Source organism: Gulosibacter macacae, from assembly GCF_003865375.1.
Classification (GTDB): Bacteria; Actinomycetota; Actinomycetes; order Actinomycetales; family Microbacteriaceae; genus Gulosibacter; species Gulosibacter macacae.
Window position 1 is genome coordinate 1 of record NZ_RQVS01000003.1, and the last position, 15829, is coordinate 15829.

The window sequence follows — 15829 nt, forward strand, 5'->3', positions numbered from 1 at the left end:
GGGGACCTTGTGGGAGAGTAGGACACCGCCGAACTTTACCTAAGATATGGGGATCAGTCTGGTACTGATCCCCATATCGCTTTTCCGGCATGCTGCTTCCGGCAGCTCTTTCATTCCGGCATTTAGGCCCGGTGCGATTACGCACCGGGACTTTTGAGTTTCCGGAATTTGTTATTCCGGAGTGGGCTCAAACGTATTGACCATCGATGTCGCAGCGCGGTCAAAGTAGTCATCCATCTGCGCCCGAACCATCGGCGGCCAGCCCATCGAGTCGAGGGCCGCGGTCATATGCTTCAGCCAGCGATCCCGGGCATCTGGATTCACGTGGAAGGGCATATGGCGCATCCGCAGGCGCGGGTGTCCACGCATCGACGAGTAAGTGGAAGGACCGCCCCAGTACTGCCCCAAGAAGCGGCTCAGACGCCAGATCGCGCCCTCGAGATCGTCATGCGGGTACATGGGCCAGAGCACTGCATCCTGTTGCACAGCGTCGTAGAAGCGACGGCAGAGCGTTTCGAAGGCATCCATGCCACCGACTTCGTCATAGACAGTGCGGAGGACCGGGTCGCCATCCTGCTCAGCACGCAGGTGTAGAGGCTGATCGTTCATGCCTCAAGCTTAGGCTTCGCCGCGGTCAGCCCGATCTTGCTGCTCACGGCGGTCGCTGTAGCCGGTGGACGGCTGCACCGTGTCGCCATTCACGCCATTGAAGATGATCGTGTTCAGCGCCGGGAGCTCGAGACCTTCTTGCTTCAATGCATCCTGGATGCGAGCTCGCATCTCACGCTGTACTGCCCAGCGCTCGCCGGGGAGCGTCTTAGCGACGAGACGAACGATCACGGCCTCTGCCGAGAGCGTCTCGAGGCCCCAGATAGTCGGCTTCTCAATGACCTTGCCCATCCAGTCGACATCTTCGTAGACCGAGATCGCGGCGGCGAGCATGACGGCTTCGGCGCGATCGCGATCCTCATCGAAGGGCACTGCGAGGTCGATAATGGCGCGGTTCCAGCCCTGCGAGTTATTGCCGACTCGTTGGATCTCGCCATTGCGCACGTACCAAAGCTGTCCGTAGACATCGCGCACCTGCGTGACGCGCACACCGACCGCTTCTACGACACCCTTGGCGTGCTGCATGTCGACATCGTCACCGACGCCAATTTGGTCTTCCATCACCATGAACATGCCGTTGAGCACATCGCCAACGATCTTCTGGGCACCGAAACCAAGGCCGGCACCGAGGGCGGCCGAGAGCACGGTGAGCGACGCGAGGAAGCTCGGATTGATCACGGCGACCGACCAGAGCACCGCGATGATAAACACCGTCACGCCAACCAAGTTCGAAAGCACCTGGCCAATGGTGCGGGTGCGTTGCACCGTGCGTACTGACTCCAACGGCGAACGCAACACGAGCGCCTGGGTGTCATCGACGCCGCGCTTGCGCTTGACCCCGTCGACGATTCGCCCGACCGAGCGGCGAATCATGATCTTCAGGATGCGATTCGCCACCCACGCGCCGAGGATGATGAACACGACCTGTACGAGCGGCCAGAACGGGCCGAGGGTCTGAATGATGGAGTCAACGAATTCCTGCATGGCGAAATGAGTCTAGGAGGGTTGCCTTGGCGCAACCCGGGATGGTTACACTGCGAGACTGCTGGACTTTCGGAACGCCGAGATCCGGAGTGCAAGGCCACGTCAGTAAGGAGCACAAGTGTCAACTGCCCACGAAGCTGAGCCGGCCAACGAGCCCCTCGCCGCCACCGACGCATCTGTCGTCACCGACGCTCCAGACGACCACGGCAAGTTTTCGCTGAGTGAAGATTGGCTCGCGACCCTCGTCGGCTTCGGCATCGTCGTCCTTTGCCTTGCCCAGGTGATTCCGAACATCAAGGGGTGGTTTTAATGTCGAAGCTTGATTCGCCCGCCTCCTCGACCGCGCCGCTCATCGAGCCCTCTCCGCAGCAGAAGCTCGCCTGGGGCGGTGTCGGTATGGCACTCGTGATCGGGCTCGCGTGGCTCGTCATGGTGCTCACGAAGCACATGCCCACGTGGACCGAAGGCACCTGGTTCGGGCCGATCGCAAAGTCGGTCGAGTTCCCCGTCTACGCGATTGTGCTCGGCTTCGCCTTCAACGGCATCCTCTCGCTCCTCGGCATTCGCGAGCGGCTCTCCGCAGCCTTCCGCACTGAGTTCTTTATCAAGATCGGTCTCGTGCTCCTCGGCGCGACGGTCAACATCAACGTCATCCTCAGCGCCGCCGCGCCCGCGATCATCCAGGGCGTGCTCATGATCGCCACGGTGTTCCTATTCACCTGGTGGTTCGCGGGAGTGCTGGGCATCGAAAACCACCTGCGGGCACTCCTGGCCTCAGCACTCTCTGTCTGCGGCGTTTCTGCCGCGGTCGCTGCGGCTGGCGCTGTGCACGCGAAGAAGGAACAGCTCGCCTACACCGCGGGCCTCGTGATCGTGTTCGCGCTGCCGAGCATCTTCATCCTGCCGTGGCTAGCCGGCCTCATGGGTCTCACGGCCCCGGTCGCGGGAGCGTGGATCGGCGGCAACATCGACACGACCGCCGCGGTCACTGCCGCTGGTGCCGTGGCTGGTGAGGATGTGCTCGACTACGCCGCCATCGTGAAGATGACCCAGAACGCCATGATTGGCTTCGTCGCCGTGGCGCTCTCGCTCTACTTCACCCTGCGCATCGACCGCGACCGCAATATCGATGGCACACGTGCCGCGAAGGCCGGTTGGGGCGAAGTGTGGCAGCGCTTCCCGAAGTTTGTGCTCGGCTTCATCGCCGCCTCGGTGCTCGTGTCGGTGCTCGCCGCGATGTTCCCGATTGCGGCCGATGAGGGCTGGCTCGACAGCGGTATCGCGGCGGCGAAGGAATTGCAGACGCTTTTCTTCACGCTCGCATTCGTGTCGATCGGGCTCGAATTCAAGTTTGGTGCGCTTCGCGAAGCCGGATGGAAGCCGGTCATCGTCTTCCTCGGCGGCACCATTGTGAACCTCATCGTGGGCCTGTTTTACGCCCAGTTGCTGTTCGGCTGGATCTTCGGCAGCCAGTTCAACTAGCCCGGCGCATCCGGCTCACGGCGCATCCGGCTCGCGGCTAATGCGCACGCTCCCGACTAAACCGCTCGTTGCAGCGGGCGGTTTAGTCGGGAGCGTGCGTATTAGGGGAGTGGATGCGCTGGGGTGCGCTACTCCTGACCGTCGCGCGCCTGCACCTTCAGGGCACGCTCGACATCGTCAAGCCCCTCGATGATGAGGCGGCGCAGGGCCGGGGCGGCATCCTCATTGGCCGCGAGCCAGTTCTCGGCAGCTGCCTGGACGGCAGGCGAGGCGATCGACCCGGGGAAGAACCCAACAATGAGGAACTCCGCGATCTGGAAGCTGCGCGAGTCCCAAATCTTGCGCAGGCCCGAGAAGTAGGGCTCGACGAACGGGGTCACAAGCGAGTCGTCGTGGGTGTTCCAGAAGCCAGCGAAGATCGCGCGCACGATCGTGTTCGAGGCGCCGTCCTCCTCCCATCCGATCTTCCATGCGGCAGCCTTGGCCTCAGCCGTGGGGAGCGCCGCGCGCGCCTGGGCGGCGGAACGCTCACCATCTGAGGTGCGGTCTTCGTCGAAGCGCGCGGCAATCTCTGCTTCGGATGCACGACCGCCAGCCACAAGCGCAAAGAGCAGCTCCCAGCCAAGGTCGGTGTCGATGTCAAGGCCGTCGAGCTTGAGGGTCTGCGCGAACAGCTCCTCAATGCGATCAAGCTGTTCCGAAGTGGTTGCCTGCTGCGCGAACGTGCGCACGAACGCGAACTGCGCGTCCGAGCCAGCTTCGGCCGTCTCAGCGAGTGCCCACAGCTCGTCGGCGACAACTGCCGTGAGCTCAGCGCGGTGCTCGGGGTGCGAGTAGCGGCGCACCGCGGTCGTGAGCTGCATGAGCAACTGGCGACGGGTCGTCGACTCGGTCTCGGTGCCGATGTGGTCGAGCACGAGCCGCACGAAATCGCGGGCGCGCAGTTCGCCGTCGCGCGTCGCATCCCAGATGCTCGCGAACACAAGCGCGCGGGCGAGCGGGTCGTTGATGCGACCGGCGTGCGCGAATGCGGTGGCGAGCGAGGCTCCGTCGAGACGAATCTTCGCGTAGGCGAGGTCTTCATCGTTGAGGAGCACGAGGTCGCCGCGCTGCACGCCGACAAGTTCCGGCACCTCAGTGCGCGCACCGTCAATGTCGATCTCGACGCGGTGCACGCGCTCGAGACCCGCTGCATCCAGTGAGTAGATGCCGACCGCGAGACGGTGCGGACGCAGTGTCGGGTACTCAGCGGTCGCCGACTGCTCGATCGCAAACGAGGTGAAACGGCCCTCGGCGTCGATCTCGAAGTCGGGACGAAGCAGGTTCACACCCGCCGTCTCGAGCCAGCGCGCCGACCAATCGGCAAGGTCGCGGCCCGATGCGCGCTCGAACTCGACGAGCAGGTCGCACAGCTCGGTGTTCTGCCAGGCGTGCGCCTTGAAGTACTCGTGGAGGCCAGCGAAGAACGGCTCACGGCCGACCCAGTGGAACAGCTGCTTGAGCACCGATCCACCCTTGGCGTAGGTGATGCCGTCGAAGTTGACGAGCACATCATCGAGATCGCGAATCTCAGCGACGATCGGATGCGTAGAGGGCAGCTGGTCTTGGCGGTATGCCCAGGTCTTCTCGCTCGAGAGGAAGGTGACCCAGTCGTTGCTCCACTCGGTTGCTTCAGCGGTCGCGATGGTCGAGATGAACTCGGCGAATGACTCGTTGAGCCAGAGGTCGTTCCACCACTTCATGGTGACGAGATTGCCGAACCACATGTGACCGAGTTCGTGCAAGATCGTCACCACACGGCGCTCACGCACGGCATCGGGCACGCGGGAGCGGAAGACGTAGTTCTCGGTGAAGGTCACGCATCCGGCGTTCTCCATTGCGCCCGCGTTGAAGTCGGGCACGAAGAGCTGGTCGTACTTGTCGAACGGGTATGGCACGCCGAAGTGCTGCTCGAAGTATTCGAAGCCCTGCTTGGTCGTGGTGAACACGTTCTCGGGGTCCATGTGCTCGGCGAGCGAGGAGCGGCAGAACACCCGTAGCGGAATCGTGCGGCCATCGCTTGACGTGAGTTCGTCGTGCCACTGCGTGTAGGGGCCGGCGACGAGCGCGGTGATGTAGGTCGAGATGCGCGGGGTGGGCTCGAAGTGCCACTGAGCGCGGCCATCGCCGAGCGAGACTGCCTCGGGTGTCGGCTGATTCGACACGACCTGCCAGGCTTCGGGGGCGGTGACGTGGAAGCGGAATGAGGCCTTGAGATCGGGCTGCTCGAAGCAGGCGTACATGCGGCGGGCGTCGGGCACCTCGAACTGCGAGTAGAGGTACACCTCGCCATCGGCAGGGTCGACGAAGCGGTGCAGGCCCTCGCCAGTGTTCATGTAGAACATATCGGCGTCGACGACGAGCTCGTTCTGCTCGGCGAGGTTGGTGAGTGCGATGCGGACGCCATCGGTGACCGAATCGGGGTCGAGGGGCTCTCCGTTGAGGGTGACGGAGTGCACCTTGGCGGTGATGGCATCGATGAAGGTGGATGCGCCGGCTTCAGCGGTGAAGGTGACGCGGGTCACCGAGCGGAACGTTTCGGCTCCGGTGGTGAGGTCCAGATCGATGTCGTAGTCGTGGGCATCGACGAGCGCGCGGCGCTCGGCGGCTTCGGTGCGGGTGAGGTTCGCTCCCGGCATGCTGGTCCTGTCTCGTAATGGGGCGCGCTCGTGGCGCGTGAACGTCACTGAGCCTAGTCATCGCACCCAGGGATGCGCCTTGGATGGGGTCGGGTGGGGTCTCGATACGCGCTTCGCGCTACTCGACCAGCCAGGGGAGGTGGGCCGTGCTTCTTGACCAGCCACGTTTGGGTGGTCGAGTGCCGGAGCGAAGCGGAGGTGATCGAGACCACCAGCTCCACCTACCGCAGCAACCCCTGCTCGCGTGCCTTCGCGATCGCAGCGGTGCGACTTGGCACTCCGAGCTTGCCGTAGATCGCCGCGAGGTGACTTTTCACTGTTGTCGGTGAGAGGAACAGCTCCGCCGCAATCTCCTTATTGCTCGCACCGGTCTCAAGCCGTTCAAGCACGTCGCGCTCACGCGGTGTGAGGTCAACATGCGCCTCGCGCTGCCGCGCCCGCAAACGTGACATGAGCTCGGGGCCAAGCACCGATTCGCCGCGAGCGGCCCGGCGAGTGGCCGAGAGCAATTGCTCGGGCGGAGCATCCTTGAGGAGATACCCGGCGGCGCCCGCTTCGACCGCCGCGAGAATGTCGGCATCATCGTCATAGTTGGTGAGCACGAGCACCGCGGGCGGGTGGTCGAGCGCGCGGATGCGGCGGGTTGCCTCGGCGCCGTCGGTACCGTCGCCGAGGCGCAGATCCATGGTGACCACATCGGCTTCGTGCGCGAGGGCGATCGCCTCGGTGGCGGTCGCGACTTCGGCGATGACGTGGAGATCTTCGGCGCCGGCAAATACGGCGGCGAGTCCGGCGCGCACGACCGGGTGGTCGTCGCAGACAAGGATGCGAATCATCAGCGCTCCTTCGTTACTTCGGTGAGGTCGGTGGCTGGCCGGTCGGGTGTCGGCACATGGGCGCGCACGAGCGTGCCCTCGCCCGGCTCCGAGACGATGACGGCGAAGCCGCCGAGCGTTTCGAGGCGAGAGCGCATCCCGGTCAGGCCGTAGCCGGTGCCGTCGGCGCGATCGTGCGGGGATGCGAACCAGCCGTCAGCGTCGAAGCCGATGCCGTCGTCGCTCACTTCGAGGGTGAGGCCACCGGGTTCGTACTCGAGCGCGAGGTGAATCTCAGTGGCCTTGCCGTGTCCGCGGGCGTTCGCAATGCTTTCTTGTGCCACGCGCAGGAGCGCCGTTTCGACCGCCATCGGGGCGGGGCGTGGTTCGCCGCGAAGCTCGAGTCTGCAGGTCACCGCTGCGGTGCCGGGGAGTTCGCGTTCGGCCTCGGTGGCGAGCCGGCCGAGGGCCGCGGCCAGGGTGGTGTCAGCGAGCTGCGGGGGAGTGAGGTCGCGAATGAACGCACGAGTTTGGGTGAGGGCATCGGCAGCGGCGTTGCGCGCCGCATCCACATGCTCGGCGGCGACCTCAGGGGAAGTCGCCCGCTGCGCGGCGCCGAGCAAGAGTTGAATTGACGAGAGGTGCTGCGCCACCGTGTCGTGAAGCTCGCGGCCAAGGCGGCTGCGTTCATTCAGCCGACCTGTTTCTCGCTCGCTGGCCGCCAGATTCGACTGCGCGGCGCGGAGTTCACGCACGAGCGCCGCGTTCGCTTCAGAGGTGCGGATGAGCGCGCGCGTGCCGACCATGATGCCGACTGCGAGCAGCGCACTTACCGTCACGCCCGCGAAGGTGCCGAAGCTTGCGCCGTGGTGCACCGTCTGACCGGCAATAACGAGCCAGGCGAGACCCGCGACGACAAAGCTGCCCCAGCCGATCGGCAGGAGCCACATCACGACAAAGAACAGGGCGATCGTGGCGTAACCGGCCTCGGGCGACACCGCGATCATGCCCGAGAGCGGGAAGGCGAGTGCGGCAATCCAGCCGAGACCGGTTGCGGTCACTCGACTCGCGGGGTGTACCAACTGCATCGGGTGTCGGTGCAACCAGACCGCGAGGCCAATCAGCACCGCAAACTCAAGCGCACCCAACGCGAGCAACGCACCGAGCGCGGCCCGATCATTGAAAATCGCCACGACAATCGGAAAGAGTGTGAGTGCACCGAGCAAGAGCAGCACACCGGCGAGGGTCGTTGAGGCGACGCGCAGGTGTGAAGGATGCGGTGTGGGCGGTTGCACACTCCCGATGCTAGAGCGCGTGCCGCGACGGTTCCTCGGCCAAATGGCCGGAATGGCGCGGGTTCACTTTTGTGCCGAGTACCCTGGTGGCCATGTCTGAGAACACTGCCACCAAGGTCGACTTCTGGTTCGACCCCGCCTGCCCCTGGGCATGGATGACCTCCCGTTGGATCGACGACGTCAAGCGCCAGCGCCCCGAGATCGATGTCGAGTGGCACATCATGTCGCTCGCGGTGCTCAACGAAAACAACGAAGACCTGGATGAGGGCTACCGCAAGTTCCTCTCGACCGCGATGCGGCCGGTGCAGATCGCCGCGGGTGTGCAGCGTGAACTCGGCAACGACGCGCTCAAGGCGTACTACGACGCGGTCGGCACGAAGAACCACCCCGAGGGTCGTGCCAAGGACCCGGAGGCGTTCGAAGAGGCGCTGGCCGAAGCGAATGTGCCGGCCGAACTCGTCGCCCGCGCTGATGCCGGTGAATTCGACGAGTATCTGCGCGCCTCGCACGCCGAAGGCATCGGGCTGGTCGGTCAGGATGTCGGCACGCCGATCATCTCGGTGAACGGTGTTGCGTTCTTTGGTCCGGTCATTTCCCCGGCACCGAAGGGCGAGATGGCCCTGCAACTCTTCGATGGCATCGTTGCGGCCGCGGCCTACGACGGTTTCTTCGAACTCAAGCGCTCGCGGACGCGCGGTCCGCAGTTCGACTAATGCGCATCCACGTCGCTACCGACCACGCCGGACTCGAGTTTTCGCAGCGACTGCAGGAGCACCTGCGCGAAGGTGGCCATGAGGTCATCGACCACGGTCCGCAGAAATATGACGCGCTCGACGACTACCCGTCGTTCTGCATCGATGCCGCGCAGGCCGTCGCCAACGACTGGCTCGCTGGTGTCGAATCGCTCGGTGTCGTGTTCGGTGGTTCGGGCAATGGTGAGCAGATGGCGGCGAACAAGGTCGCCGGTGTGCGCGCCGCCCTCGTGTGGAGCGAAGCCACCGCGAAGCTCGCGCGCGAGCACAACAACGCGAACGTCATCTCGATTGGTGCGCGCCAGCACGAACTCGACGAAGCCATCGGCTTCATCGACACGTTCATTGCCGAGCCTTTCCCGGGTGATGAGCGCCACGTGCGCCGCATTTCGCAGTTGCGCGAGTACGAGAACACCGGCACAATCGCGGGCAAGACGGCCGTCGCCCGTGTCGAGGGCGATGTGCCCGCCGTGTTGACCGAATCGGAGCAGTAGGAATGCCCGAGGGGCATTCCGTCCATCGCATCGCCCGCCAATTCGAGGCAAATTTCGTCGGCCGCTCCTGCCGGGCTTCGAGCCCGCAGGGGCGGTTCGCCGAAGGTGCGGCATTGCTCGATGGACGGATCATGGAAGAGTGCTTCGCCGTCGGCAAGCAGATGTTCGCGCGCTTCGAAGGCGGCATCTGGCTCCGCGTGCATCTGGGCATTTACGGTGCCTGGGATTTCACCGGCGAAGTGGCGACGAAGCTCGGCCAGACCGGCGAGTATTCGCGGGTGACCGGTGGCAAGGTGCGCCACGAAGGTGTCGTGGATGCCCTGGGCGAAGACTCGGTGCGCTCGATCGGCGCTCCGCGGCGCATGCGCATGGCCGAGGGCGAAGCCGAAAGCGAACTCACTGAGCAGTGGCCGCCCGAGCCGGTGGGCGCGGTGCGATTGCGCCTACTCACCGACGTGACTTGCGCTGATCTTCGTGGGCCGACCGCCTGCGAGACATTGGATGCGCACGGCGTCGAGCGTGTGCTCGACCGGCTTGGCCCTGACCCGCTCGTGGTTGATGCGGCCGAGGGTGAGCAAGCGTTTGTCGACCGGGTGCGCAAGCGCCGGGTGCCGATCGGCCAGCTACTCATGGATCAGTCGGTCGTCGCGGGGATCGGCAATATCTATCGCGCCGAGATGCTCTATCGTGCATCGCTGAGTCCGCATCGCGCCGGTGTCGATGTGCCAGAAGAGCTCGTGCGCGAGATGTGGCGTGATTGGACAAAGCTCCTCGCAATTGGCGTGGAAGTCGGCCAAATGATGACGATCGACGGGCTCGAGGGTGACGACTGGAAGCTCGCGCTTCGGGATCGCGACCACCGGCACTGGGTGTACGGCCGCGCCGGGGAGCCCTGTCGCAATTGCGGCACACCGATCGCGCTCGAGATGATGCAGAACCGCAAGCTCTATTGGTGCCCCGGCTGCCAGACGTAGTTGGTGCTACGCCTGTGCAACCGAGCTATCGCAGCGACCGAATGGTCTGTGCCAGACGGCGTGCGTCGCGCATCCTCGCTTCGTAGGTGGCCGCGACAGTCACCAGGATGCTGCCGGCAATTGCCAGCCACACCCACCAGGGCACAACGAGCTCGGGCAGGGTCGTGCGAATCGCGATGATGGCGTGCACGACGCCGACGATGGTGCCGAGCACGAGCGGGGCCTGCAATTTGCCCACAGCGCCAAGCAGAATCGCGGCCACGGTGAGCACGGTGACGACGGCGATGCGCCAGGCGGTGGGTTCGACGAGTTCGGCGATGAGCGAAGGGATGAGCGTCACCACGAGTCCCGGTGCGAGCGCTGGCCAGCTTCGCAGGGCCGGAATACGCCGGAGATAGACGAATCCCAGTGCGCTGAAGGTGAGTCCTCCCGGGAGCGTAAAAAGTTCGACCGGCGGGGTGATGCCATTCGCTGCTGCCGACATCGCGGTGATGGCGACGAATACGGCCAATGTCACGCCGAACAACACCGTGGTGTTGCGCAGCCAGGCGGGTCCGGCGCGCCATCCCCGCAATGGCACGAGCGCGAGCAGGAGCGGTGCCGCCATGAGTGCCTGGCCGACGAGCATCCGGGATGCGAGGGCGGCATCAACCGTGGCGCCGTCGTTCACCGCAATCGTGTGCAGTCCTCCAAGGTGCCCATTCACGATGGCAATGATGGCAATTGCCATTGGCGTTGCTCGGGCGATTGCCTCGCTCCAGCGCGGTGCGGCACCGTCAAAGCTGTTGGCTGGGGGAGCGGCCCACACGAATTGAATGATCGCCTGCGTGAGGAGGAGCAGCACCGAAACTGGGGCGGCGACCACGAGATCGACAACACCAACCTCGTCGAGGAATCCGCGGTCGCCGACCAGGAGACCCACGAGCGCTACGATGCTCACCGCCGCGCAGGTGAGAAGCGCGACGGTGAGGGTCAGCGCAACGAGGTTGCGCGTGCGATTACGAAGTGCCGCGAGGGTGAGCGCAAGGGCGGCGAAGCCGAGGGCTGAGCCGAGCATCCAGGGAGTAGTCGCGGGCTCGTCGGCCGAGAGGAGCAGCGTGCCCACGAACCACACGGGGGCGAGCGCGGCGTAGATCGGCGCATCAACGGCCAATTCGGGGCGTCGACGCGAATCGGCAATGAGCGCAACAGCGACGCCAATCGCAAGCACTGCCGTTGGGATCGCCGCGAGGGCGGCTTCGGAGCGACCAAGCTGTTGGGTGAGCGCGACGCTGCCGATACCGGCGAGGAGCGTTAGCGCGGCCCGACTGAGACGAACGACTAGTGCGGGCCACGACGATGGCGCACCGAAGAGTGCGATGGTTCCAGCGCCGGCGACCGCAACTGCGGTTGAGCTTGTGAGGAGGCCCAGTTCGGACGGTTCGGCCCCACCGCTCGCGCCTGCCACGAGCGCGATAATCGGCAATACCGACGCACTGAGGGTTGCGCCAGCGAGCGTTGCACTCTCGGCGGCGCGCCGGAGCACGAGCCAAATGGCAAGCACGACGGCGGTGGTCGTGGCGACGGTGAGCGGCCACCACGGTGCCGATAGCGGGACGGGAAGAAGGGCGAGTGCTGACCACACCACGATCGGCGTCACAACTCCCGCCACGCGACGCACGCTTGACCCCGCTGCCGTCCGCCACAAATCAACGCCAACCGCGATTGCGGCAAGCGCGAGGGAGCCGATGGTGGTCCAACCCATGAGATCGCTGGATGAAGAGGTCGCGATCGCCGGCACTGCAGCGCAGATTGCGAGCACGCCGGTGGCGATGTTGAGCAGCAGGCCGCTTGGATGCGGGGCGCTTGACGCGAGTCTGCCGAGCGCGATGCCGAGCGCCAAGTAGGCCGCGATCAACGCGAACGAGGGCACATCCGCAGCAATGGTGACGAATGAAATGACCGCACTCGCGAGCACTGCGCCGGTGACGATGCTCGGTAATGGCACAGCAACGTCATCCGCCCGCAAGTGATCATCCGCAATCGGAATGCGCGTCGCGAGCGCGATCGTGACCGCGATCACGATGACTGCGAGCGCGACTTCGATGATGAGTGGCCAATCAACGAGGGCGACGAATCGCGCCGTGGCAATCGGCAGGAATACTGCCGATACCGTTCCGAGCAAGGAGCGCGTCGGCAAGAACCACACGGGTAGGCGAAGGAATACGACTGCGGCGACGAGCACCGCCGATACGGCCATGACGCACGCGGGCACGATCGGTAATACGTCAAGCACCGGCCGCAGTAGTGCCGTGGTGAACAGCAACGTGACGGCGCCGGTGATGAGGCCGGCGAAGAGCCACGCGCCCGGAGCCGTGCGGGCTGCCGGTCGCAACGCCACGACGAGGGCGCTCGCGGCAAGAGCACCAATCAGCGGCGAGAACGTGAGAAGTGGGTCATCGCTTGCGGTGAGTTGCTGCATGAGCCACGAGCCGAGCAATCCTGCGGTGGCCGGAGCGAACCACGTGATCGGTGCGCCGAGGGCCGAACCCTGACCGATCGTGCGACCGAGCAAGAGGAACGAAGCCGCAAGCAGGCCAAGGGTCACGGCATCAATCGTTGCGGATTCGCCGCGACTCATGACCGTGACGAAGATCGCGATCGCGGCGGCCACCTGGAAGAGCGTGCCAGCCACGGCACCGGTTTTCTCACCATCAGGCACCTTAGCGAGAGTCGCAAGCAGGGTTGCGCTGAGCATGGCCGAGGCCGACAGCACGAGCGCGGCGCCGCCAAGCTGGCTTCCGCCGAGGGCAAGCCATGGTGCTGCGGCGAGAGCGCCCATGAGCGCGAGTGCCACGAACCAGGGCAACGCCGTCAGCGCGATCGAGCGAAGGATCGATGGCATGCGGGTCTGCCGGGTGGTCACCAGGATGATGATGGTCACGGTGAGCGCGGCAACTACCACCGCAATCGTGGCCGCGAGGGTGAACGCAGTGCGCCCTTCGGCTACCCCGATCAATTGTGCCGCGGCCACGAGCATCGCAAGCCCAGTACCAGCGACGCCGAGCACTCGCGCATCGGTCTCGTGCGGCTGTTGGCGCCCCGGCACGATTGCGATGAGCAACAGCAACGCGGCAACGCCGTAAGCAAGTGGGCTGAGGAACTGGTCATTGGTGCGGTGTGCGAATAGCCCTTGCGCGAGCATGATGAGCGCCACCAAGACGATGGCGACTGCCACTGGCAATGCCGGCCGTCCCGCTGCGATGAATTGGCGCACGATGAGTAACACGAGTGCTGCCGCGGCAACCATGACCGCGATCGGGGTGGTGAACTCAACGCTGAGGAGGGCTGCACCAATGGCGAGCCCCAATGCGACATCGGCGAAGTAGCCCAGTGCGATCAGCTTGCGCGAGTCGGCAAGCATCCGGGTCACCAGTCCCGCGATCGCGATCAACGCGAGCGCGGCGAGAGCGATCCACTGCGGTAGGGCAAATGCGACAAGAACCAGCGCGAATACCGCCACAGTGCCGAGAAGCTGCGTGCGATCCCGACGCGGCTCCTCCGTCGTGAACGTCTGTCTGCCTAGTGGGATGCGGTAGAGGATCGCCGCGACAATGCAGGCGAACAGTGTGCTCAGGCCGAACGCGAGGAGGTGTTGCGCGTTGAAGGTGAGCGCAAGTGCTGGGTTCGCCTCATCGAGCGTGCGATTCAGGATCTCCAAGATGAACGGCAAGCCCAAGCCGAGCAACGTGGTCGGCACCGCGAGGATGAGGGCAGTCACCAGCCCTGCAGCTGCCGGTCGGCGCCACATGCCGAAGCGCACCGCATCCCAGGCCGGAACAGCGAGCGCGGCGAGCGGCAGGAGCACCGAGTGGGCAGTCGACACATGCGGAATGAGGCTCGCGTAGCTCAGGAACGCGGCAATAAACCAAGCCAAAGTGCCAAGTACGGCCGCCGGGATGCGGAGCCACTGCAACGGCGTCTGGCCGTGGTCATCAGTAGTGCCGTATCGGGCATGCCGCTGGATCGTGGCAAGCTGCCAAACCAGTGCGCCAGTGAGTGCGATGGCTCCCACCACTCCAAGCCAGCTACCTTGACCGGCAACGATGCTCACTGCGTGCATCATCACCACAGCCGCGGCGAGCTGGCTGGTGCCGAGCACAAGCTGGGACTCGAGCTCCGCATCCCGCGACGTGAATCGGGTGATGAGTGTGGCCACCGCGACCACACCAGCAATTGCGAGGAGGAACGCCGCGGGTTGCTCGTTGAGCTCGAGGGTGAAACCAGCCGCAAGCAGGGTGAGGCCCGGAACGACCGAGAGCGCCGCGACGATCACCGGCGCACGCAATCTCGAGGCGCGACCCCATCCGAGGCAAATGGCGGCGAGCACGAGCAACGCACCGCCCCAATACACCAACGCTGGCGATGCTCCGAGGCCAAAGAAGTTGAGTGATCGCATCGCCCAGATATCGAGCGCGAGGAGCACCACGCCAAATACGGCAACACCCTCAGCCGTTGCGTCGAGCTTGCGCCAGCGCAACAGGCTCGCCCCGACGAGCACCGCGAGCGTCACGCCCGCGGTAATGACTGCCTTAGTTGTGAGGTCGAACATCACGAAGGCAAACGTGAGGAAGACGATGGCCGCAACCGCGAGGAACGACACACCGGTGATGAGGAGAAGCGTTTGCGGGCTGAGTCGGCGGCGCGGCGCGGCGGGCTGTGTCGCAGTCGACCGTGGCCCTGGCGCCGTCTGCAGCGGTGCCGGAGGCATTGATGGTGGGCGAGGTGATGCAGTTGCAACTGGGGCGTGCGGCGCTGCGGCTTGCGGCACGGGGAATTGTGCCGGGATTGGTGGATGCTCCGTCTCAAGTTGCTGCTGCGACGCAAGCGCTGGCTGCGCTGGCAGCTCCGGCGTTGATGCCATCGTTGCCGGAGCATCCTGGGTCTGAGGGGGAGCAATCAACTCCACTGGCGCCGCAGCCTCCGCACGTGCCGCCTCAAGTGAGTGCTCGAGCGCGGTCGAGATTTGATCGCGACGTTCATCCAGCAGATCGGCGATCTGCAGCGACGTTTCGTGCACCGTGGCAAGTTCCGACCGAGTGAGATCGAGTCCGCAGTGGTGGCAGGATGAAGCCCCCTCGGTGGCGGTGAAGCAATAGGGACAGTGCCTGGTCGAGCGCAGAATCGCCGTGCCGTCTGGGAAGGCCGGCGTCGGTACTTGAATCCCCGGGCCCGAATTGTGCTGCATCCCCGTAGCCATATCGCCACCTCCGTCATTTCGAGCGTAGGTGCGAACAAGCACTGAGGTGTCGCGTTCTCCACAATCCCGACCCTGTGGATGATTTCGCGTTCGCCGGTGTACAACTCACGATGCAGCACGATGCAGACAGAAAGTCCGCTAGACTTGCCGAGTTCGCTTTCGGGCGACGCGGGGATGTAGCTCAATGGTAGAGCCCCAGTCTTCCAAACTGGTCACGCGGGTTCGATTCCCGTCATCCCCTCTCTCGGGACTTAGCTCAGTTTGGTAGAGCGCCCGCTTTGGGAGCGGGAAGTCGCAGGTTCAAATCCTGTAGTCCCGACCATTTTTCCTGACGGGCGTCTCGATACTGGATTCGTCCTACCTCTACGAGAGCCTGAGCGCCGCTCGACCAGCCAACCTTGTACGGCTGAGTAGCGGGCGGGCGGGTCCGGCGCGTATTGTTGAGGTTTGTCTGTGTGCCGTCGCGGCGTTGTGACCGCGCGCCGCAGTGGAACGCTCATCGGCCTC

General features: G+C 64.7%; 11 protein-coding genes and 2 tRNA genes. 7 read left to right on the forward strand and 6 right to left on the reverse strand.

Going from position 1 to position 15829, the window contains the following annotated elements:
- Positions 1-171: 171 nt before the first annotated feature.
- The gene (locus EG850_RS02705) at positions 172-609 is read right to left on the reverse strand and encodes a globin (protein WP_124969620.1); all 438 of its coding nucleotides are present in this window, start codon (positions 607-609) and stop codon (positions 172-174) included.
- 9 nt (positions 610-618) lie between these two features.
- Complete coding sequence (locus tag EG850_RS02710) at positions 619-1593, reverse strand: mechanosensitive ion channel family protein (RefSeq protein WP_124969622.1); 975 nt, start codon at positions 1591-1593, stop codon at positions 619-621.
- Positions 1594-1711: 118 nt separating this feature from the next.
- On the opposite strand from EG850_RS02710, the gene EG850_RS02715 reads away from it, so the two are divergent.
- Positions 1712-1903 carry a hypothetical protein gene (locus EG850_RS02715; RefSeq protein WP_124969624.1) on the forward strand — a complete coding sequence of 64 codons (192 nt, stop codon included), beginning with the start codon at positions 1712-1714 and terminating at the stop codon, positions 1901-1903.
- Positions 1903-3075 carry a YeiH family protein gene (locus EG850_RS02720; RefSeq protein WP_124969626.1) on the forward strand — a complete coding sequence of 391 codons (1173 nt, stop codon included), beginning with the start codon at positions 1903-1905 and terminating at the stop codon, positions 3073-3075. Before EG850_RS02715 ends, EG850_RS02720 begins: the two co-directional genes overlap by 1 nt.
- Before the next feature lie 128 nt (positions 3076-3203).
- Here the strand turns inward: EG850_RS02720 and pepN are convergent, their stop codons facing one another.
- The 3 genes from pepN to EG850_RS02735 all read right to left on the reverse strand — a co-directional run bounded on the left by pepN (position 3204) and on the right by EG850_RS02735 (position 7863).
- On the reverse strand, positions 3204-5753 hold the full coding sequence (pepN, locus tag EG850_RS02725; protein ID WP_124969628.1) for an aminopeptidase N: 2550 nt from the start codon (positions 5751-5753) through the stop codon (positions 3204-3206).
- A gap of 221 nt (positions 5754-5974) precedes the next feature.
- Entirely contained in the window at positions 5975-6589 is a 615-nt protein-coding gene (locus EG850_RS02730; RefSeq protein WP_124969630.1) for a response regulator, read from the reverse strand.
- Positions 6589-7863, reverse strand: a complete 1275-nt coding sequence (locus EG850_RS02735; protein WP_124969632.1) for a sensor histidine kinase — start codon at positions 7861-7863, stop codon at positions 6589-6591. Before EG850_RS02735 ends, EG850_RS02730 begins: the two co-directional genes overlap by 1 nt.
- Before the next feature lie 92 nt (positions 7864-7955).
- Between EG850_RS02735 and EG850_RS02740 the strand changes: the two genes are divergently transcribed.
- Genes EG850_RS02740 through EG850_RS02750 form a run of 3 tightly spaced genes read left to right on the forward strand, consistent with a single transcriptional unit; the run spans position 7956 to position 10083 of the window.
- Positions 7956-8576 carry a mycothiol-dependent nitroreductase Rv2466c family protein gene (locus EG850_RS02740; RefSeq protein WP_124969634.1) on the forward strand — a complete coding sequence of 207 codons (621 nt, stop codon included), beginning with the start codon at positions 7956-7958 and terminating at the stop codon, positions 8574-8576.
- Positions 8576-9109 (forward strand): ribose-5-phosphate isomerase, encoded by a 534-nt coding sequence (locus EG850_RS02745; protein WP_124969636.1) that lies wholly within the window; start codon positions 8576-8578, stop codon positions 9107-9109. The genes EG850_RS02740 and EG850_RS02745 overlap by 1 nt, the downstream gene beginning before the upstream one ends.
- A gap of 2 nt (positions 9110-9111) precedes the next feature.
- Positions 9112-10083, forward strand: coding sequence for an Fpg/Nei family DNA glycosylase (locus EG850_RS02750; RefSeq protein WP_124969638.1), 972 nt, complete (start codon positions 9112-9114; stop codon positions 10081-10083).
- Between the two features lie 25 nt (positions 10084-10108).
- On the opposite strand, the gene EG850_RS02755 is transcribed toward EG850_RS02750, so the two are convergent.
- A complete protein-coding gene (locus EG850_RS02755; protein WP_124969640.1) occupies positions 10109-15322 on the reverse strand; it encodes an SCO7613 C-terminal domain-containing membrane protein in 5214 nt (1737 codons plus the stop codon).
- 170 nt (positions 15323-15492) lie between these two features.
- Between EG850_RS02755 and EG850_RS02760 the strand changes: the two genes are divergently transcribed.
- Together EG850_RS02760 and EG850_RS02765 are read left to right on the forward strand one after the other, a co-directional pair.
- Positions 15493-15563 (forward strand) — tRNA-Gly (locus tag EG850_RS02760).
- 4 nt (positions 15564-15567) lie between these two features.
- A tRNA-Pro gene (locus tag EG850_RS02765) sits at positions 15568-15644 on the forward strand.
- Positions 15645-15829 lie beyond the last annotated feature (185 nt).